A 19,580-nucleotide genomic window follows, 5' to 3' on the forward strand; every position below is an offset into this window, starting at 1 on the left:
CCGACGCGTGTTCCCGCTACTTCTTCACGCCCGCCGTGCGCTCCAGCAGCGCACCCGCCCAGGTGAGCCCGCTGCCGACGACGCTCAGGACCACCGCGTCGCCCAGCGACGGGTCATCCCAGTGCTCGCTCAGCACGCCCGGCGCCCCCGCGGAGCCCGTGTTCCCACGGACGTGCACGTTGTACCGGTGGCGCGCGTCCGGCACCTCGCAGCGGCGCTGCACGGACTCCAGCATGCGCAGGTTCGCCTGGTGTCCGATGAAGGTGACGTCCCCCTGCCCCTTCGAGGGGTGCCGGGCCAGGTAGCGCGAGCGCAGGTCCTGGAACGTCTCCCCCGTGCGGCGGATGGCGAACTTCTGCACCTCGCCCCCCTGCTGGGTGAAGTGCCCCACCCTGGGGACCCGGACCTTGTCCGCGCCCGCCGGGTCTCCCGCGAGCAGCGTCTCCGTCACCTGCCAGCGCCCCGGGATGCGCGGCGACAGCACCGCCGCCGAGGAGCCGTCTCCCCAGAGCACCGCGCTGGAGCGGTCCGTGTAGTCCACCACGCGCGTGGAGTTGTCCATGTTCACCACCAGCACGTAGTCCGGCAGCCGCTCCGGCCGCATCCCCGTGAGGAAGTGCAGCTGCATGCAGAACGAGGAGCACGCACTCTGCAGGTCCACCGCGGGCGCGTCGACGCCCAGCAGCTGCGCCACCCGGTTGGACTCGGCTGGAATGCACTCGTCCGGGCTGCACCCGCCCGCGACCACCAGGCCGATGTCCGACGGCTTCAGCCCCGCGCGCTCCAGCGCCATCAGCGCCGCCCGCCGCCCCGTCTCCGCGTTGCTGTAGAGGGCCGCCTCCTGCGCCGCGCGCACGTCGCGGTTGCGCGTCTCGCGCAGGTAGTCCAGCGGCAGCACCGTGTGCCGCGTCCGGATGCCCACGCGCTCCAATATCCATGCGTCGTTCGTCTCGAGCCCCAGCTCCTCGAAGAAGGCATTGGTCAGGAGGTTGGGCGGATGGAAGTGACCGAGCGCGTGCAGGAACATGTGAACCCTCTAACTCCGTACCCTGGCAATTCTTTGTCAGCCTCGTGTCACGGTCCTGCCGCCAAGGAGGGCAGCCAGCCGTCCGCACGAGGCCTCCACGCCGCGAGACCGGGCTGCCGCGTCGCGGCAATGGCACTCGTCACGGCAACGCAACGTGTTAACCCCGCCAGGGCCTGGTGGGCATACGCTGCCCGCCATCCAGGGATGAAAGTTGGAGTCACCCGCGCAAGGAATGTGAACATGACCTCCACGACACGGGATGGGTCGCTCGGTCTCTTCTTCCCCCAGTGGCAGGGAGCCGGAGAGGTCCCCGCGCTGGAGACGGGAGCGCGGCGGCTGCGCGCCCGGCTCGACGGCACGGGCCCCTGGCTGGAGGTGGAGGTTCCCTCCCTGCACCCCCTGCGCCGGGAGGACGGACTGTGGGGACGGGGCGAGCTGCTCGGCCAGCTCGGCGCGGCCCGGCGGCTGCTGGAGACGGCACGTCCCGCGCGCGTGCTCACGATTGGAGGTGACTGCGGCGTGGAGGTGGCGCCCGTCACCTACCTCAACGCCCGGCTCGGCGGGGACCTGGCCGTGGTGTGGTTCGACGCGCACGCGGACCTGAACACGCCTGACAGCTCGCCCAGCGGCATGTTCCACGGCATGCCGCTGCGCGTGCTGCTGGGCGAGGGAGACGCCGCCTTCGTCGAGGGCGCAAGGCCCCACCTGCAACCCCGGCAGGTCTTCCTCGCGGGCGTGCGCGAGCTGGACCCGCCCGAGGCCGACTTCATCCGCGCGCACGCGCTGCGCCGCTTCACGCCCGCGGAGCTGGTGTCTCGCCCGGAGGCCCTGGCGCAGGCCCTGCGCGAAGAGGGCTTCCACCATGTCTACGTCCACATGGACCTGGACGTCACCGACCCGGGTGAGCTGCCGGACGTGGCCTGCCCGACGCCCCACGGGCTCGCGCTGGCCACGCTCGTCTCCCAGGTCCGCGCCCTGCGCGAGACGCTCACCCTGGTCGGCGCGAGCATCGTCGAGTACGCGCCAGCGGAGGCGGGAGCCTCGCGCGAAGCCGTGCTCGACGGACTCGTCGACGAGGTGCGCACCCTGCTGGGCTGAGCGTGGGTGTACGGGAAACCCGCATGAAGTCGACCAGTAGATAGAAAGCACCTTCCGTCTGGACTCCAGCCGATTCCCACGCGGCGGGTAGCGCGGCCACGGCGCGTTGTAGAGTGCGGCCATGACCGCCTCCGCCGCGTCCCGGGTCCACTTCCGTACCTGCAATCTCTGCGAGGCCATGTGTGGCCTGCGCATCGAGCTGGAAGGCAACCGCATCACCTCCATCCGGGGTGACGAGGAGGACCCGTTCAGCCGGGGCCACATCTGTCCCAAGGCCCTGGCCCTCCAGGACCTCCACGAGGACCCGGACCGGCTGCGCCACCCCATGCGCCGCACCGCGAGCGGCTGGGAGCGCGTCTCCTGGGACGACGCGCTCGACGAGACGGCCCGCCGCATCCACGCGATTCAAACGGAGCACGGCCGCGACGCGGTGGCCGCGTACCTGGGCAACCCCAACGTCCACAACCTGGGCAGCATCATGTTCGGGCCCCAGTTCCTGCGGGCGCTGCGCACGCGCAACCGCTACTCCGCGACATCGGTGGACCAGCTCCCCCACCAGCTCGTCGCCTACCTCATGTTCGGCCACCAGCTGCTGGTGCCCATCCCCGACATCGACCGCACGCGGTACATGCTGGTGATGGGCGCCAACCCGCTGGCCTCCAACGGCAGCCTGATGACGGCGCCGGACGTGCGCACCCGCCTGCGCGCCATCCAGCAGCGGGGCGGCCGCGTCGTCGTCGTCGACCCGCGCCGCACGGAGACGGCCCGCATCGCCGACTCGCATGTCTTCATCCGCCCCGGCACGGACGCGCTCCTGCTGCTCGCCCTGCTGCACGTGGCCCTGGTGGAGGGCACACCCCGCCCCGGGCACCTCGCCGCGCACGTGGACGGCCTGGACACCGTGCGCGCGCTGGCCCGGGACTTCACGCCCGAGCGCGTGGCCCCGCACACCGGCGTGCCGGCGGACGTGGTGCGCGGCATCGCCCGCGACTTCCTCGCCGCGGAAGGCGCCGTCTGCTACGGCCGCATGGGCCTGTCCACGCAGCCGTTCGGCTCGCTGTGCCAGTGGCTCATCAACGTCCTCAACACGGTGACGGGCAACCTGGACCACGAGGGCGGCGCCATGTTCACCCAGCCCGCCTTCGACATCGTCGGCGGCCCGAAGGCGCTGGGGATTGGCCGCGGCAGCATCGGCCGGTGGAAGAGCCGGGTGCGCGGGCTGCCCGAGTTCGGCGGCGAGCTGCCCTCGGCCGTGCTCGCGGAGGAGATGCTCACCCCGGGCGACGGCCGCATCCGCGCGCTCATCACCTCGGCGGGCAACCCCGTGCTGTCCACCCCCAATGGCGCGCAGCTGGACAAGGCGCTGGGCGGGCTGGACTTCATGGTGAGCATCGACCCGTACCTCAACGAGACGACGCGCCACGCCCACCTCATCCTCCCGCCCGTGTCGCCGCTGGAGCGAAGCCACTACGACATCGCCTTCCACGCGCTGGCGGTGCGCAACACGGCGAAGTACTCGCCGGCCCTCTTCGAGCCCGGGCCCGACGGGCGCCACGACTGGCAGATATTCCTGGCGCTCCAGCACCGGCTGGAGACGCTGCGCAAGGGCCGGCCGTCCGTGCGCTCCCTGCTGAAGTACCAGGCCGTGTCACGACTGGGCCCCGAGCGGGTGCTGGACCTGGGCCTGCGGCTCGGGCCGCACGGCGCCCGCTTCCACCCGCTGAAGCAGGGCCTCACCCTGAAGAAGCTGCGCGAGGCCCCGCACGGCGTGGACCTGGGCCCGCTGAAGCCCTGCCTGCTCCAGCGCCTCCAGACGAAGGACCGCCGTGTGAACCTGGCGCCGGAGCCCCTGGTGGCCGACGTGAAGAGGCTGGCGGAGGCCTTCCCGGCGGCGGGAGCGCACGAGGTGCGGGACGGCGAGCTGCTGCTCATCGGCCGGCGCCACCTGCGCGACAACAACTCCTGGATGCACAACGTGTCCGGCCTCGTGAAGGGCAAGCCGCGCTGCACGCTGATGATGCACCCGGAGGACGCGGCGCGGCGCGGCCTCGCGGACGGCGCGGAGGTCACCATCACCTCGCGCGTGGGCGCGGTAACGGTGCCCGTCTCGGTGACGAACGACGTCATGCCCGGCGTGGTGAGCCTGCCGCATGGCTACGGGCACGGCCGGCAGGGCACGCGCCTCGCCGTCGCCGGCGAGCATGCTGGCGCCAGCATCAACGACCTCACGGATGACAAGGCGCTGGACGTGCTCAGCGGCAACGCCGCCTTCAGTGGGACTCCGGTGCAGGTGCGGCCCGCCGCTAGCGCCTCCGCCACCCCGGCGGCCTGAGCCTCTCCGGCTGCACGTGCGACGCCGCCCTCAATGGGTGGCGGTCGCGACCGGCCGCGCGGGCACCCGCCACACCAGGGGCGTGAGCGCGCCCGTCACCACGAAAAGCAGCTGCACCACGTGCCCCAGCAGCGCCACCGACATGGCGCGAGCGGCCGTGGTGTCCAGCACGCCCGCCGCCAGGGCGAAGGCGCCGTCGCTCACCCCCACCTGCCCCGGCACCAGCGAGCCCACCGCCAGCGCGCACAGGTAGAGGCCCTGCGAGAAGAGGGCCTGCACCACCGAGGTGTCGATGCCCACCGCATGCGTCAGCACCGCGTACTGCGCCACCTGCAGCACCCGGCTGCCCAGGAAGGCCAGCGAGGGACGCCAGGGCAGCAGCGAGCCGCACCGCGCCGAGGCCTGGAACTGCTCCGCGTGCGGCGCCCAGCGGCGGCAGCGGCGCAGCAGCCACGCCCCGGGCCGCTTCGCGCGCATGCACGCGCGCACGCCCGCCGACAGCGCCACCAGCAACACCCCGTGCGCCAGCATGGCCAGCGTGAAGAGGGACGGTCCCGTCAGCAGGTAGGACGCGAGGGCACACGGAAAGGAGATGAGCCCCCCCGCGGCCAGCGAGGCCGACTGTGACGTGGCCGCCGCCGCCGTGGCCGTGCCGCCGCCCATGTGAGGCGCGAGGAGCGCGGCCTTCGTTGCCTCCGCCGCGGCCCGGCCCGCGGGCGCCATGCTGGACACCGCCGTGCCAATCAGCTGCCCGCGCGCGAGGACGGAGAAGGGAACCCGCGCGGCCGCCGCTCCGTAGGAGAAGCGCGTGGCCAGCGCATCCATGCACTGCCGGCCCAGCTCCAGCAGCACCACCCAGGGCAGCCACGCCGCGGCTTCCACCAGCACGCCGCCCAGCTCCCGCGGGCCCGCCTTGCGCACCAGCAGCACCAGCATGCCCAGCCCCGCCACCGCGAAGACGGGCCGGAGCAAGCCCGCGCACCGCTTGCGCCACGCGCCCGGCGCGGCCGCCACCGACGGCGCCGCTGCCACCGGAGCCCCCACCTCCGAGGCACCCACCACGGGAGCATTCACCGCCGAAGCCGCCGCGGACGGTGCGGCGCGCCCCAGAGCGGCGGGCACCGGCTGGCCCAGGGACACCTCCCCATGCACGTTGCTCACCCCGCCCCTCCTCGCCGCCCGGACCGAAGACAAAGCTGGGCAGTGTGATCGCCGCTGGCGAGGGCGGACTGTCCGTGGGCGGCACCTGCTCGCCCGTCGCGTCCGCCGGTGGACACCCACCCGTGTCCCACACCTCCCCCAGGGAGGAGTTTCGCGGTGCAGAAGTGCCTGCCTGCACGCTCGGCTCCCGGGCCGAAGGCCGCTAGGGTGGCGCCCGCATTCCAATGCGGACACGGAGCGACGCATGAAAGCAGTGCGGTTCTCGACCTTCGGACAGCCGTTGAAGGTGGTGGAAGTGGTGGAGGAGCCCGACGCGGAGCTGAAGGCGGGCGAGGCGCGGCTCGAGGTACTGGCCACGCCCATCAATCCCTCCGACGTGCTCACCCTCACCGGACAGTACGGCCAGCTCCCGAAGCTGCCGGCGGTGCCCGGCAACGAGGGCGTGGGCCGGGTGGTGGAGGTGAAGGACTCCACCGCCGTGCGCGTGGGCGACCTCGTGTTCCTCCCGCTGGGCGCGGGCACCTGGCGCACCCACGTCGTCACACCCGCGGACGGGCTGATGCCGGTGCCCCCGGGCACCGACGTGCAGCAGGCGTCCATGATGTTCATCAACCCGCCCACCGCCGACATCCTCCTGCGCGACTTCGTCACGCTGCAGCCCGGGGAGTGGGTGCTCCAGAACGCCGGCAACTCGGCGGTGGGGCGCTACGTCATCTCCCTGGCGAAGCTGGCCGGGTACAAGACGGTGAGCGTGGTCCGCCGCGAGGAGCTGGCACCCGAGCTGACCGCGCTGGGCGCGGACGTGGTGCTGGTGGACTCCGACAAGCTCCCCGAGCAGGTGCGCGCGGCGACGGGCGGCGCGAAGGTGCGGCTGGCCCTGGACGCGGTGGGTGGCGACGGCACGATGCGGCTGGGTGACTCGCTCGCCCCCGGTGGCATGGTGGTGAACTACGGCGTCATGAGCGGCAAGGGCCCCAAGCTGTCCGCGGCGGCCACCATCTTCAAGGACATCACCCTGCGCGGCTTCTGGCTCGTCCTCTGGATGAAGCGCACGCCGCGCGACGCCCAGCGCGCCGTCTTCGGCCGGCTCGCGAAGCTGATGGCGGAGGGCCAGCTGAAGACACCCGTGGAAGGCACCTTCCCCCTGGAGAACATCCAGGACGCCCTGGCGCGCGCCATGGAGGGCGGCCGCGCCGGCAAGGTCCTCCTCACGCCCAACGGAAAGGTCTGAGCCATGAAGCGCGTCGAAGGCAAGGTGGCGCTGGTGACGGGAGGCGTGGGCGGGCTGGGCAGCGCGGCGGCGAAGCTGCTGGCCCGCGAGGGCGCGAAGGTGGTGGTGACGGACCGCAAGGAGCGCGAGGCGGAGGGGCTCGCGCTGGCCGCGTCCCTGGGCGAGGGCGCGGGCCTCTTCCTCCCGCTGGACGTCACCCGGGAGGCCGACTGGGCGAGCGCGATGGAGCGCACGCTCGCGCACTTCGGACGCCTGGACGTGCTGGTGAACAACGCCGGCATGGGCATCCCCAAGGACATCGAGTCCATCTCCCTGCAGGAGTGGCGCCTCGTCCACGCCGTCAACCTGGACGGCGTGTTCCTGGGCTGCCAGTACGGCATCAAGGCCATGCGTCAGTGCGGGGCGAAGGGCTCCATCATCAACGTGTCGTCGGTGGCGGGCCTGCAGGGCGTGCCGACGATTGTCGCGTACGGCTCGGCCAAGGGCGCGGTGCGGCTGCTGTCCAAGTCGGTGGCCCTGCACTGCGCGCACAAGGGCTATGGCATCCGCTGCAACTCCATCCACCCCACGTTCATCGAGACGAACATGGTGGCGGAGCTGGCCAACTCCAGCGGCAACCCGGAGAAGGCGCGGGCGCACATGGCGCGCACCATTCCCCTGGGCCACCTGGGTGAGCCGGACGACTTCGCCTATGCCGTGCTCTACCTCGCCTCGGACGAGTCGAAGCTGATGACGGGCTCGGAGTTCGTCCTCGACGGGGGTGCCACCGCGCAGTGAGCGGGGGCGGCGTGCACCGGGAGGTCGGGCGACGCCCCGCCCTCCCCTCTGACCGGCGGCCGGACATGCGAGGGTGTCCGCGTCAGGGCCGCCCAGGCGCCCTACCGTTGATGGCCATGAGCCTCCTCACTCTCCCCACGAAGCTGGACTCCTGGCTCTGCTCGAGCCGGATGGCCGTCCCCCTCCTGATGCCCGTGACGTACTGGGGCCTGGGCAGGCCCCGCCGTCGCGCACGTGTACTCGCGTTCAGCCCCGTGCTGCTGGGCCTGTGCTCCCTCGGCCTGCTCGGCTGGAGGGCGGCACGGGCGCAGGGGGCCCCGCTGAAGAAGCAGGCCCCGCGCCGGCCCACCGGCCCCTTCCACTTCACCTGGCAGATGTCGGAGGACTTCACCGCGTCCGCGGCGTCCGGGCACTGAAGGCCCGCCGGCTCAGGCCAGCAGCCCCTGGAGCAGCACCTCCAGCTCCTCGGGCTTGAAGGGCTTGAGCAGCCGCGGGTTCTTCACCCGCTCGAGGAAGCTGCGTGTCTCCATCGTGAAGACCCCGCCCGTCATGAAGATGATGCGGCGGGCCATGTCGGGCGCCTCCGCTTCCACGGCTTCATAGAGCTGCTGGCCGGTCAGCTCCGGCATCATCAGGTCACAGATGATGACATCCAGGGGCGGTCCGTTCCGGATGCGGTCCACCGCCACCCGGGGATACCCGCACTCCTCCACGTCGTGGTCATCCTCGAGCATCATCGCCAGCGTCGACAGGAACATCGGCTCATCGTCCACGATGAGGATGCGCGCCCGCCGGACACGCGCCGGAGCGGGAACGGACTTCGAGGCAGCCGCGGCGGGCCTCGGGGCGGAAGCGGGATGTGCCGCCGGCAGCCGGACGCGGAAGCGCGAGCCCCGCCCCGTCTCGCTCTCCACGGACAGCTCTCCCCCCATCCGCGTCACCAGGCTGTGGCTGATGCTGAGCCCCAGCCCCAGCCCCTTCGGCCCGGTGGTGAAGAAGGGGTCGAAGATGCGGCCCAGCCGCTCCGGAGGAATGCCACCGCCGGTGTCGTGGACCTCCACCACCACCATGCCCTCCTCGCTCCGGGTGACGAGTCGAATCTCGTTCCGGTCCGCCGCGCCCTCGGGAATCGCGCGCGCCGCGTTCACCAGCAGGTTGAGGAACACCTGCCCCAGGCGCCCCTCGCTCGCCAGCACCGGAGGCACCTCCGCGTAGTCCCGCACGAGCCGCGCGCGGTGACGGAACTCCGCCTGGGCCATCCGGGAGGAGAGGTCCAGCACCTCGCGCACGTCCAGCCGCGCCTGGCGCTCCTCCTCCACGCGGGAGAAGGCATTCAGGTCCTTCACGATGGAGCGGATGCGCTCGGCCCCCGTCACCGCATCCATCAGCAACTCCCGGAGCTCGCCCTCCGCCTCCGTGTCCAGCGGGTCCTCCAGCCGCAGCCGCATCAGCTCCAGGGCCTGGATGACGAAGGCCAGCGGGTTGTTCAGCTCGTGCCCCACCCCGGCCGCCAGCGTCCCCAGGGAGGCCAGCCGCTCGGACAGCTCCAGGCGGGCCTGGGTCTCCCGGAGCTGGGTGACGTCGAGCAGCGCCATCCGGCACACGCGCGCGTCGCCCGGCCCGCTGCCCTGGAACGGCCTGCTGTGCAGCCGGGCGTCCACCCGGGCACCGGCGATGCGCAGCCGCAGCTCCAGGGTGCCCTCGCCTCCCTCCACCAGACAGCGGCGCACGTGCTGCAGGAAGGGGCTCGCGTCCTGCGGCTCCACGAAGGGCAGGAAGGGCTGGCCCAGCAGCGCCGACCGCTCGCGCCGCAGCAGCGCCGCGGCCGTCAGGTTCATCTCCTGGATGCAGGCCCGGCTGTCCAGGCTGACATACGCCACGGGGGCGAAGTCATAGAGGTCCACGTAGCGGTGGTGGGACTGCTCCAGCGCCTGCTGCGCATCCCGCAGCGCGCGGTTCTGCATCTCCACTTCTATCTGATGGCGCCGCAGGTCCTGAACCACCCGCTGCAGCTCATCACGGGCCGCCAGCACCGGCTCCAGCTGCTCCAGTGCGCGGATCAACTCCGCCTTGGACATCTCCGCGAACTCACTCATCCACCCCCCGGGGTATGTCCATGTTCAAGGATGTACCACCCCCCTCCCCCCCGGGCCAGCCAGCCCCCGGCGCTCCCTCGGGCTACGTCCTTCCCGTGACATCCTCGAGGGACAGGAGGATGCGGCCCTTGCGGAGCGGCTCGCCCAGCAGCCCGCGGGCATTGAGGAGCATGCGCCGCGTCCCGATGTGCTCGAAGGCGTGCTCGACGAAGAAGTCTCGCAGCTGCAAATCCCTGGGGAGGATGTCCTCCAGCAGCTCGCGCAGCCGTGGGATGTCCCACTGCCCGTTGCCCAGCTCGTATACCTGCCGTCCCACCGTCTGCTCCGGCGTCACCTGGAATGCCTCGTAGAAGGAGGGGCTGGCGGAGAGCACGCGCAGCGAGGCGTCCAGGAGCAGGAAGGGCTCACGCAGCGTGTCCAGGATGGCGGCGCTCAGCTCCCGCTCCTGCTGCGCCTCGTCCAGGCCGCGCTTGAGCCGGTCGATGTCCACCAGCGTCATCACCGCGCCGTCGATGCGGTGGTCCGTCGTCTTGTAGGGGCGCAGCCGGAGCTGGAACCAGCGGCCGTCCGCGTCCTGCACCTCCCGCTCGATGCCGGTGAGCGTCTCCGTCACCTGCGTGACGGCCTCGCCCAGGTCGGCGGGGAACAGCGGGGACGCGAAGTCCCGCAGGGAGCGCCCCAGGTCCGCCACGGACAGCTTCAGCACCGCCTCCGCCATGGGCGTGAAGCGGCGGATGCGCAGGTCGCTCCCCAGCATCACGGTGGCGATGTGGCTGCTGCCCAGCAGGTTGATGAGGTCGCTGTTGACCTGGCTCAGCTCCACGTTGCGGCTCTCCAGCTCCTCGTTGACGGTGGTCAGCTCCTCGTTGGTGGCCTGCAGCTCCTCCTTGGCCGTCTCCAGCTCCTCGTTGGTGCTCTGCAGCTCCTCGTTGGAGGAGTGGGCCTCCTCGTTGGCGGCGCGCAGCTCCTCGTGCGCGGACTCCTGCTCATCCAGCAGGGCCCGCAGGTGCTCGCGCGTGGCCGCCAGCTCCTCGCCCAGCTGCCGCACCTCCAGCGTGCTCTTCTTCGGGCCCCGGCCCCGCGGCGACCGCGAGGCGGCGGGCCGCGGCTCGTGCGCCTCCTCGAAGAGGATGAGGAAGGTGCGCTGGCGGCCGTGAGCCGTGGCCCGCAGCGGGCGCACGTCCAGGTGGACGTACCGCTCCTGCCCGCCGTCCACCAACCGGATGCGCTCCCGGCGCACCCGGCCGCCCTGCCGCTTCGCCTGGCTCACCGCGGCTCGCAGCTCCAGCGCCAGCTCCTCGCGCGCCATCTTCAGCAGCTGGAGGCTCGCCGCGCCGGGGAGGGGTTCCAGGTAGGGCCCCGTGTGGCCGCGGAAGTGAATGATTTCCAGCTCGTCGTTGATGATGACGCCGGGCGGCCCGTACTGGGCGAGGACGATGCGGTCCGACTCCCGCTGCGGGTCGGACGCCAGCAGCGCGGGCTCGCGCGGCGGTGCGCCCTCCCCTGGCCTGAGGGCCGGTGACTCCAGGGGGGGGAGGAAGAGGCCCGGCCGGTGCGCCACGCTCTTCTTCCGGTAGAACTTGTGCCGGTTGTCGCGCAGGGAGAAGAGGTCGGCCGCGGAGCCCACCGACTCCGAGGCGCCGAGCACCAGGAAGCCCCGGGGGTTGAGCGCGTAGTGGAGCGTGCTGAGGACCTTCCGCTGCAGCGCCGGCCCCAGGTAGATGAGGACGTTGCGGCAGCTGACCAGGTCCATGCGTGAGAAGGGCGGGTCGCCCACCAGGTCCTGCCGGGCGAAGATGCACAGGCCGCGCACCCGCTTGGAGACCTGGTAGCCACCGTCCGTCTTGACGAAGTAGCGGCGGAGGCGCTCGGGCGACACGTGGTCGGCGAGCGTCTCGGGGTAGAGCCCCGCGCGGGCCCGCTCGATGGCCGGCTCGCTCAGGTCCGTGCCGAACAGCTGGATGCCGGGGAGTGACGCCTCGCTGGACAGGGCCTCCAGGAAGCAGATGGCCACCGAGTAGGCCTCTTCGCCCGTGGCGCAGCCCGGAACCCAGATGCGCAAGGGGGCTCCGGGGACGCGCTGGCTGAGCAGCTCGGGGATGACGTCGCGCTGGAGCGCCTGGAACGTCTCCGGGTCCCGGAAGAAGCTCGTCACGTGGATGAGCAGGTCCTGCCGGAGCGCGTCCAGCTCCTCGGGGTGCTCCTGCAGCCAGGCGACGTAGTCGGGGAGCCGGTCCATCCGGCACTGCGCCATCCTCCGCGCAATGCGGCGGTGGATGGTGGTGGGCTTGTACTGCGAGAAGTCCACGCCGCTGACGTTCTTCAGCAGGTGGAAGATGTGCCCCATCGCCTCGGGGTCACCGGAGAAGTCCGACTCGGGGGAGGCGGCGGGCTGCGTGGCCCCCAGGCGGACGCCCATCAGGGAGAGCGTCCGCGCGAGCTCCTTCGGCGGCAGCGCGCGGCGGGCGGCGCCTGCGGCGAGGGCGCTCTGGGGCATCCCCGCGAAGCGGGCGGAGTCCGGGGCCTGCACCAGGGTGGTGCCCCCGGCGGCCTGGATGGCCAGCAGCCCCCGCGTTCCATCCGTGCCCGTGCCCGAGAGGATGACGCCCACGGCGCGGGGGCCCAGCTCCTGCGCGAGCGAGCTGAGGAACCGGTCGATGACCCTGCGCCCGCCGGCCTCGGAGGACAGCGTCGAGAGCCGCAGCGTCCCGCCCTTCCACGTGGGGAGCACCGCGGGAGGGATGACGTAGACATGGTCGGGCTCGAGCCGCTGGCCCTCGAGCGCCTGGACGACGGGCATGGACGAGGACCGCGCGAGCAGGGACGTCAGGTTGCTCTCATGGTCGGGGGACAGGTGCTGCAGCAGCACGAATGCCATTCCCGTGACGGGTGACAGGTGCTGCAGCAGCTCCCGGAAGGCCTCCAGGCCTCCCGCGGACGCGCCGATGCCCACCACGGGCAGGCTGCCGACGAAGCCGGGCCGCGGCGACGGAGCCCTGACAGGCGACTTGCGGGCCCGCTTCTTCACTGGTTTCCGGCTGCTCAAACGGCACTCCTCGAACGGTGCGCCCGGCAGCAGGGTCCAGCCCGTCCACGGCGCAGCGTCTTCTACCTCGAACCGGACACGCAACCCCGGGAGTCCGTCGGGCGCCGTCGCGGGCCCCGGTGGAGCGCCCGGCTCACTCCGGTGGACGTGCCACGCGCAGCGCCCCGGCGGCCAGCAAGGTCGCCACCGCCTCCGCCGGAGCCCCCGGCAGCGCCCCCGCGGCGTCCAGGGGCGTCACCCCGTCGCAGGCCTCGAAGGCTCGCGCCTCGTCGCAGGTCGCCGGGCGCCACAGCCCCGCCACTCCCGGGGCCACGAGCACCGGGTGCTCCGGCTCCCCGGGCACGGGGAGCGCCCTGCCCGTCAGCACCGCCGCGAGCACGTCCTGCGGTGACGCCTGGAACGGGACGCATGCGGCGGCGGGGTGACGCTCCAGCACGAGGCCCGGCACGCCCTCCGGTGCGCCCCCTTCCCCCGCGGGCGCCGCCAGCTTGAGCGTCCAGAGCGCGTGCTCCAGCTCCGCCAGCGACTTCACGTGGGGCAGCGTCACGGTGCGCGCGACGTACGCCAGGAAGGCCAGCCCCTCCGCGATGAAGAAGAGGGTGAAGCAGGGCACGGCGCGCAGGTAGTCGCGGAGCACCTCCTCCTGGCTTCCCCGCAGCGCCATCAGCGTCAGCCGCGCCGACCGCTGCACTCTCAGGTCTCGCCACCAACGGGGCACGTCCGAAGTCAGCGCGAAGCCGGGCGTGTGCACCACCTCGCGCAGCCAGCGGCGCTCCTCGTCCTTCAGCGGTCGCTCCTCCAGCGACGCCAGCACTCCCTCCACGCCCCGCCCCGACGAGCGCGCCTCCACCAGCTGCCCGAGCGCGGCCTGCCAGTCACGCAGCCCCATGCCGCCCCGCCTTTCCCGCCAGCGCCGGATGCAGGCGCCACAGGGACCGGGCTCGCTCCAGCTGCTGGAGCACCGTGTCCGGGCTCAGCCGCGCCTCCTCCAGCAGCTCATAGCTGATGCCCGCGAGGTGCGGCGCGCGCGGCACCAGCCACTCCAGCAGCTCCCACACCGGCTCCGGCACCACCTGGCTGTGCACGTCCATCAGGAAGCCGTCGTGGGTGTCTCCCCCGGCGACGTGCACCTGCACCACGCGGTCCAGCCGCAGCCGGCCCAGGGCCTCGAGCGCGTCGAAGCCGTGGTTCACCGCGTTGCAGTGCAGGTTGTAGAGGTCCAGCAGCAGCCCGCAGCCGGAGCGCTCGACGAAGTCATTGAGGAAGGCCACCTCGTCGCGGCCCCCATCCGAGGGCAGCCCGGGCAGGTACCACGTCAGGTTCTCCAGCAGGAAGGGCACCCCGTAGCGCCTCGCCAGCGCCTCGCCGCGAGGCACGAGCAGCTCCAGCGCCTCCTCCGTGAAGGGCAGCGGCAGTGGCGTGCCCACGTTCAGCTCGCCTCCGGGCCCATCCACCGTGAGGAAGCCCAGGTGCTCGCTGTGCCAGAAGAAGGGGCGCAGCTCCCGCACCGTGTCCAGCAGCTCCAGGTACGCCGCGTTCCACCCGCGCGCCGAGCCGATGGACAGCCCGAGCCCGTGGACGACGACGGGCACGCCCTCGGTGTCGCGCAGCATCTGCTCCAGCCGCGCGGGCTGTGGGACGAGCCGGCGCGTGCCGCCCTCCACCTGCTCGTGGCAGAGGATGTCCGGACTGAGCTCCAGGTAGTCCACCGCGCCCCGGCTCGCCTCGACGGCGGGCGCGCCAGGGATGTACGTCAGCCCCACGCCCAGCCGGCGCGGCGGGACGAAGTCACCAGCTCTCCAGGTCGATTCCATCCCGCCGGCCCTGGTCGCTCAGAAGTTCTGGGCGCCGAAGTCCTCGATGAGGGTGATGGGCTCCTGCACATCGCCCAGGTACCCGGTGTTGAGGATCAGCTCGCGGATGATGCCGCGGTCCTTGAGGATGCCCCCCAGGCCGCAGTTGGGGCAGCCGCTCGGCTTGATGATTTCGTCGAGCGCCGCGTGGAGCTGGGCCAGCGTCGGCGGCGCCTTGGAGGGGAAGACCACCTTCGCCTTCACGGCCGCGACCGGAAGCTCGACGGGCTTGCCACACAGGCCGGCGGTGGCGGCCTCCGCCTTGCCCACGGTGGCGGCCAGGCCCGCGGCGACGGTGCCGGTGACCACGGTCTTCATGAAGTTACGGCGGTCCGCCGAGGGCGCGCCCTCGGGCTTCTCGTCATGCGTGTCCATGTTGTTCCTCGTGGGTGTGACGGTGGGGTACGTCGGGAGCGGCCCGGGTCCACCGGTTGGAAATCCGTCCCAGTCGTTGAACGGCGGCCCCGCGTTTCCTTCCCCATGGCCGATGAAATGACGCTTCCGCGCATGCGAGCGGAGGCTTCAGCTCAGGCTCTCGAGGGACACTCACGAGAGACGCCGCGGCGCCTCATCGAGAGGGTGTTGCCCAGGCAGCGACACCGCTTTCGCGAGTCAAGCCACCGGATGATTCAGAAAGACTTCACACCACCGCGCCAGTCCAGACACCAGCAGGCGATGCACCGCCTGCTGGCCTTCCCCAGGACTACAGGGTCTGCATCGTCTCCGTACACATGTACACGCACTCGGGATAGATGGGACCGCAACCACGGGGACCGCCGCGAACCTTGGTCTTGAGCTTCATGTGTTTCCCCTTTTGATTGGAACAACGACAGCGCTGCTCTCGAGCACAGGCTTCGTGCGCCCAAGAGTGCTGCCATAGTAACGGAGTTTTACACTCAGTCAAGTTCAGCTTAACTAAAGCAGTAGAATCAAAGTTGTACGGGGTTTGCATCAGCCAGCACGCCACGATTGCACGCAGGTTGAAGCGGGCGAGGTCGGCGCGAGACTCGGGGAGCCTCCAGCGCGTCCCTCGGGAAAGGGCACCCCACTGCGGGGCGCCAGCAGGCAATGTCCTGCCTGCCGGCGGTCCTGCGACTACAGGATGATCTGGGACTCTTCGCAGTAGATCACGCAGGTGAGGACCGGACCACAGCCACGGGGACCGCCACGAACCTTGGTCTTGAGCTTCATGTGTTTACTCCTCCTGGTGGGGAACAGCAGTACTGCATCTCTCACGGTGCAAGCCTCACGCACCGAGAGTCCGCGCACATTAATGGGACTGCTAGCCCTGTCAAGTAGCGCTTCAATTTGGTAACCGGGCTACAACTGCTCTCAATACCCGATGGGTCACCTACACCGGGGCTGCCAGGGAGTATTGAGAGGGGTTCCGCCGGCCTCAGGGGCGGACGCGAATCACAAGCTTGCCGAAGGGCCCGCGGTCCAGATGTTCGAGCGCGGCGGGGAGCTCGCTGAGAGGGTAGCTGGCGTCGATGACAGGCTTCAGCGCCAGCTGGTCGACGGCACGCACCAGGCTCTCCAGGCCGCGCCGGTGGCCCACGAGGATGCCCTGGATGACGCCAAACGTCTGGAGCATTGGCAGCACCGGGAAGCGACTCTCGAAGCCTTCCAGCACGCCAATCAGCGAGATGCGTCCGTGGGATGCCAGGGCGTTCGCCGAGCGGGCCAGGTTGTCACCGCCCACCAGCTCCAGGATGTGGTCGGCGCCCTGCCCCTGCGTGAGCTCGAGCACCGCCTTGTCCCAGTCGGGCGTGTGACGCCGGTGGATGCCGTGCGCCGCGCCCAGCGCCCGGGCGCGCGCGAGCTTGCCCTCGTCACCGGAGAGCACGATGACCTTCGCGCCCATGGCGCTGGCGAGCTGGACGGCGAACAGGGACACGCCGCCCGTGCCCTGGGTCACCACCGTCTGGCCCGGCCGCAGCGCGCCCAGCTCCACCAGCGACGTCCAGGCCGTGAGGCCGGCGCAGGGCAGCGTGCTCGCCTGCGCGTCATCCAGCGTCCGCGGTGAGTCGACCAGCCAGCGCTCGGGCATGGCCACGTACTCGGCCAGCACGCCGGGGGCGTTGCCGCCGAGGCTGCGCACGGTTCCCCTCGGAGGCACGGGGCCCTCCACCCAGTCGGTCTGGAAGTTGGCGATGACGCGCGCCCCTTCCTTGAAGTGGCGGACCTCGGCGCCCGTGGCGACGACCTCGCCCGCCATGTCGGAGGCCGGGGTGAAGGGCTGGTGCGCGCTCGTATAGCCGCCACCGTCCAGGAAGAGCTTCTCGCGGTAGTTGAGGGACACGGCCGAGACGCGGACCAGCACCTCGTCCGGCCCCGGCCGGGGAACCTCCACGTCCGCCAGCTCCAGCCCCTTCCGGCCCCCCTGCCGCAGCTGCCACCGCTTCATCGTGCCGCTCATCGTCGTCTCCATCGTCGTGCGTGAAAGAAGCAGGGGGGATATACGGACGACGTGTAGTCGCCAGTGACGACAGTTTGTCGAATCACTGGCGACTTCCAGGCACCAATCGGAGCAACCGCCATGACGGACCGCCTCAGTGGAGTCCTCGCCTTCGTGCAGGCCGCGGAGGCTGGCAGCTTCGCGCTCGCGGCCGAGCGCATGGGGCTGTCGCGCTCGGCCATCGGGAAGAGCATCTCCCGGCTGGAGGAGCGGCTGGAGACGCGCCTGTTCCAGCGCACCACGCGCCGGCAGAGCCTCACCGAGGATGGGCAGTCGTTCTACGAGCGCTGCGTGCGCGCGCTGGCGGAGCTGGAGGCCGCCGAGGCCGCGCTGGACTCCGGCCGGCGCGCGCCCACCGGCCGCCTGCGGGTGAGTGCGTCGGTGATGGTTGGCCGGCACTGCGTCGCGCCGCTGCTGTGGGAGCTGACGCGCCAGCATCCCGGCCTGCAGCTGGAGATGGCCTTCAGCGACCGCGTGGTGGACCTCGTCGAGGACGGCTTCGACCTGGCCATCCGCGTCGCGCCCCTCGCCGACCAGGCGGGCCTGACGGCCCGCCGGCTGGGAGTGCAGTCCATGGTGGTCTGCGCCTCACCGGGCTATCTGGCGCGGCACGGCGCCCCGAAGTCCCTCGACGAGCTGGTGACCCACGAGGCCATCGCCTACGGGCGCAACGGTGTGGGCAAGCCCTGGCGGTTTCCGGATGGCCAGGGCGGCGAGCGACTCGTGTCCGTCCCGGCCCGCCTGCGCTTCGACGACGTGGAGGCCATCGCCGACGCCGCGGTGGGAGGCGCCGGGCTCGCGTGGCTGCCGTGCTGGCTCATCGCGGAGCACCTGCGCGAGGGCCGGCTCGTCGAGGTCCTGAAGGACGCGCCCCGCTACGGCAATGAAATCTACGCCGTGTGGCCGCAGAGCAAGCACCTGCCCTCGAAGGTGCGCGCGGCCATCGACCTCCTCGTGGCGCGCATCCCCGAGCGGCTGTCGGGCGCGGCCAGCAGGAGCAAGGCGCCCGCGTCCGCGCCGGTAGCACCGAAGCGCCCCGCACGCGGAGCGGTCCGGCGGAGGCCCCGGAGCTGACCTACCCGCCCTCTCCCCGCTGGCGACGGCGGAACTCCTCCACCTTCGCCTTGTTGCCGCAGCCCGACATGGAGCACCAGCGCCGCTGCCCGGAGCGAGAGGTGTCCACGAAGAGGAGCGCGCAGCCCTCGCCCTCGCAGTTGCGGATGCGCTCCGCCAGCGGGCCGCCCAATAGCTCCACGCCGTCCCGCGCCACCGCCGCCAGCAGTGAGCGCACGCCTCCGCTCGTCCACGTCAGCCCCTCGGGGCCCAGCTGCGGCGCCGGAGGCGGCTCCGCCGCCCACCGGTTCACCAGCGCCCTGTCTCTGAAGTCGAGGTCCTCGTCGCGCAGGCGGGCCACCGCCAGCCGGTAGAGGGCCTCGCGAAGCTCGCGCGCCTGCCGCAGCTCCTCCGCCGTGGGCTTCGGGTCCTTCGGCGCCAGCCCGGCGGCCACGAGCCAGCGGCCCAGGTCCTGCGGCGTCTCCAGCAGGTCCTTCGGCTCGGCCTTGAGCCGGGCGGCCAGCGACGCCGGCAGGTCCAGCGACAGCCGGCCCGAGCGGAACTTGAACCCGTCCCGCAGCTCACCCTCCTGAGGTCTTCGAGGTGCCATGACGCTCCGCAAGAAAGCATGAAACCGGGTTGACAGGTTACGGAACTTCAACCATACCCCCCTTCTGTAACCTGTTCATGCGGTTACGGGATTCCATCCGTCACGGAAGGCGCACCCATGCAACTGGAAGGCAGGAAGGTGATTGTCGTTGGGGCTGGCTCGGGCATCGGGCGGGGCGTGGCCGTCGCGGCTTCGCGAGCGGGCGCCAGCGTGGTGCTGGCGGGCCGCAGGCGGGAGACGCTGGAGGCCACCGCCGACTTGATGAATGGCCCCCGCGAGGTGCGCGTCCTCGACGCCTCGGTGGAAGCGGAGGTGGCGGCCTTCTTCGCGGCGGTGGGCGCCTTCGACCACCTGGTGAGCACCGTCAGTCAGGGCGCCGTCGGCCCCCTCACCGGGCTGGGTGCAGCGGCCATCGAGCGGGCCTTCGCCGCCAAGCTCTGGGCGCCCATCTTCCTGGTGAAGCACGCCGCTCCGCGCGTCTCTCCCGAGGGCTCGTTCACCTTCTTCTCCGGCTTCCGCGCGTGGAAGCCCGCCGTGGGCACGGCCATCACCAGTCTGGTCAATGGCGGCCTGGAGGCCTTCACCAAGGCCATGGCGGTGGAGCTGGCGCCGGTGCGGCTCAATGCCATCTCGCCGGGCGTGGTGGACTCGGGCTCCTTCTGGGACCGGCTCAGCGCCGAGGCCCGCGAGCGGCTCTTCGCGGACTACGCCAGCAGGGCCCCCGCCCGCCGCGTGGGCAAGACGGAGGACCTGGCCGCTGCCACCCTCTTCGCCATGACCAACCCCTTCCTCACCGGCACCGTCCTCTCCGTGGACGGCGGTGGGCTGCTGATGTGAG

16 protein-coding genes are annotated in these 19,580 nt (G+C 71.6%); 7 read left to right on the forward strand and 9 right to left on the reverse strand.

The annotated features are described in order from the left end of the window. Positions 1 to 16: 16 nt before the first annotated feature. Entirely contained in the window at positions 17 to 1,027 is a 1,011-nt protein-coding gene (locus LXT23_RS01100; protein ID WP_253978167.1) for a 3-oxoacyl-ACP synthase III family protein, read from the reverse strand. Between LXT23_RS01100 and LXT23_RS01105 the strand changes: the two genes are divergently transcribed. After that, positions 998 to 2,125: an arginase family protein gene (locus tag LXT23_RS01105; RefSeq protein WP_256560480.1), complete on the forward strand. Its 1,128-nt coding sequence runs from the start codon at positions 998 to 1,000 to the stop codon at positions 2,123 to 2,125. The two genes, LXT23_RS01100 and LXT23_RS01105, sit on opposite strands and share 30 nt — an antisense overlap. A gap of 121 nt (positions 2,126 to 2,246) precedes the next feature. After that, complete coding sequence (locus LXT23_RS01110; RefSeq protein WP_253978169.1) at positions 2,247 to 4,457, forward strand: molybdopterin oxidoreductase family protein; 2,211 nt, start codon at positions 2,247 to 2,249, stop codon at positions 4,455 to 4,457. 30 nt (positions 4,458 to 4,487) lie between these two features. On the opposite strand, the gene LXT23_RS01115 is transcribed toward LXT23_RS01110, so the two are convergent. Next, positions 4,488 to 5,618 (reverse strand): lysylphosphatidylglycerol synthase domain-containing protein, encoded by a 1,131-nt coding sequence (locus LXT23_RS01115; protein WP_253978170.1) that lies wholly within the window; start codon positions 5,616 to 5,618, stop codon positions 4,488 to 4,490. A 244-nt stretch (positions 5,619 to 5,862) separates the two neighbouring features. Between LXT23_RS01115 and LXT23_RS01120 the strand changes: the two genes are divergently transcribed. The 3 genes from LXT23_RS01120 (at position 5,863) to LXT23_RS01130 (ending at position 8,042) form a co-directional block, all read left to right on the forward strand. Then, positions 5,863 to 6,849, forward strand: a complete 987-nt coding sequence (locus LXT23_RS01120; RefSeq protein WP_253978171.1) for a zinc-dependent alcohol dehydrogenase family protein — start codon at positions 5,863 to 5,865, stop codon at positions 6,847 to 6,849. Between the two features lie 3 nt (positions 6,850 to 6,852). Continuing rightward, entirely contained in the window at positions 6,853 to 7,626 is a 774-nt protein-coding gene (locus tag LXT23_RS01125) for a glucose 1-dehydrogenase (RefSeq protein ID WP_253978172.1), read from the forward strand. 116 nt (positions 7,627 to 7,742) lie between these two features. Beyond that, positions 7,743 to 8,042 (forward strand): hypothetical protein, encoded by a 300-nt coding sequence (locus LXT23_RS01130; RefSeq protein WP_253978173.1) that lies wholly within the window; start codon positions 7,743 to 7,745, stop codon positions 8,040 to 8,042. A 12-nt stretch (positions 8,043 to 8,054) separates the two neighbouring features. Here the strand turns inward: LXT23_RS01130 and LXT23_RS01135 are convergent, their stop codons facing one another. From LXT23_RS01135 to LXT23_RS01160, 6 genes are all read right to left on the reverse strand, one after another. Further along, a complete protein-coding gene (locus LXT23_RS01135) occupies positions 8,055 to 9,722 on the reverse strand; it encodes a hybrid sensor histidine kinase/response regulator (RefSeq protein ID WP_253978174.1) in 1,668 nt (555 codons plus the stop codon). Positions 9,723 to 9,804: 82 nt separating this feature from the next. Further along, entirely contained in the window at positions 9,805 to 12,768 is a 2,964-nt protein-coding gene (locus LXT23_RS01140; protein WP_253978175.1) for a chemotaxis protein CheB, read from the reverse strand. A gap of 133 nt (positions 12,769 to 12,901) precedes the next feature. Then, positions 12,902 to 13,657 (reverse strand): hypothetical protein, encoded by a 756-nt coding sequence (locus tag LXT23_RS01145; protein WP_253978176.1) that lies wholly within the window; start codon positions 13,655 to 13,657, stop codon positions 12,902 to 12,904. After that, positions 13,644 to 14,582, reverse strand: coding sequence for a DUF692 domain-containing protein (locus tag LXT23_RS01150; protein WP_267146664.1), 939 nt, complete (start codon positions 14,580 to 14,582; stop codon positions 13,644 to 13,646). The genes LXT23_RS01145 and LXT23_RS01150 overlap by 14 nt, the downstream gene beginning before the upstream one ends. An 18-nt stretch (positions 14,583 to 14,600) precedes the next feature. Then, positions 14,601 to 14,996, reverse strand: coding sequence for a twin-arginine translocation signal domain-containing protein (locus tag LXT23_RS01155; protein WP_253978177.1), 396 nt, complete (start codon positions 14,994 to 14,996; stop codon positions 14,601 to 14,603). A 1,021-nt stretch (positions 14,997 to 16,017) separates the two neighbouring features. Next, entirely contained in the window at positions 16,018 to 17,040 is a 1,023-nt protein-coding gene (locus LXT23_RS01160; protein ID WP_253978178.1) for a zinc-dependent alcohol dehydrogenase family protein, read from the reverse strand. Positions 17,041 to 17,160: 120 nt separating this feature from the next. Between LXT23_RS01160 and LXT23_RS01165 the strand changes: the two genes are divergently transcribed. Next, a complete protein-coding gene (locus tag LXT23_RS01165) occupies positions 17,161 to 18,153 on the forward strand; it encodes a LysR family transcriptional regulator (RefSeq protein WP_253978179.1) in 993 nt (330 codons plus the stop codon). 1 nt (position 18,154) lies between these two features. On the opposite strand, the gene LXT23_RS01170 is transcribed toward LXT23_RS01165, so the two are convergent. Continuing rightward, positions 18,155 to 18,742, reverse strand: coding sequence for a CGNR zinc finger domain-containing protein (locus LXT23_RS01170; protein WP_253978180.1), 588 nt, complete (start codon positions 18,740 to 18,742; stop codon positions 18,155 to 18,157). Positions 18,743 to 18,859: 117 nt separating this feature from the next. Here LXT23_RS01170 and LXT23_RS01175 point away from each other — a divergent pair, with 117 nt between their 5' ends. Beyond that, positions 18,860 to 19,579, forward strand: a complete 720-nt coding sequence (locus tag LXT23_RS01175) for an SDR family oxidoreductase (protein WP_253978181.1) — start codon at positions 18,860 to 18,862, stop codon at positions 19,577 to 19,579. The last annotated feature ends 1 nt before the right edge of the window (position 19,580 follow it).

It is taken from the genome of Pyxidicoccus xibeiensis, from assembly GCF_024198175.1.
GTDB classification, from domain to species: Bacteria; Myxococcota; Myxococcia; order Myxococcales; family Myxococcaceae; genus Myxococcus; species Myxococcus xibeiensis.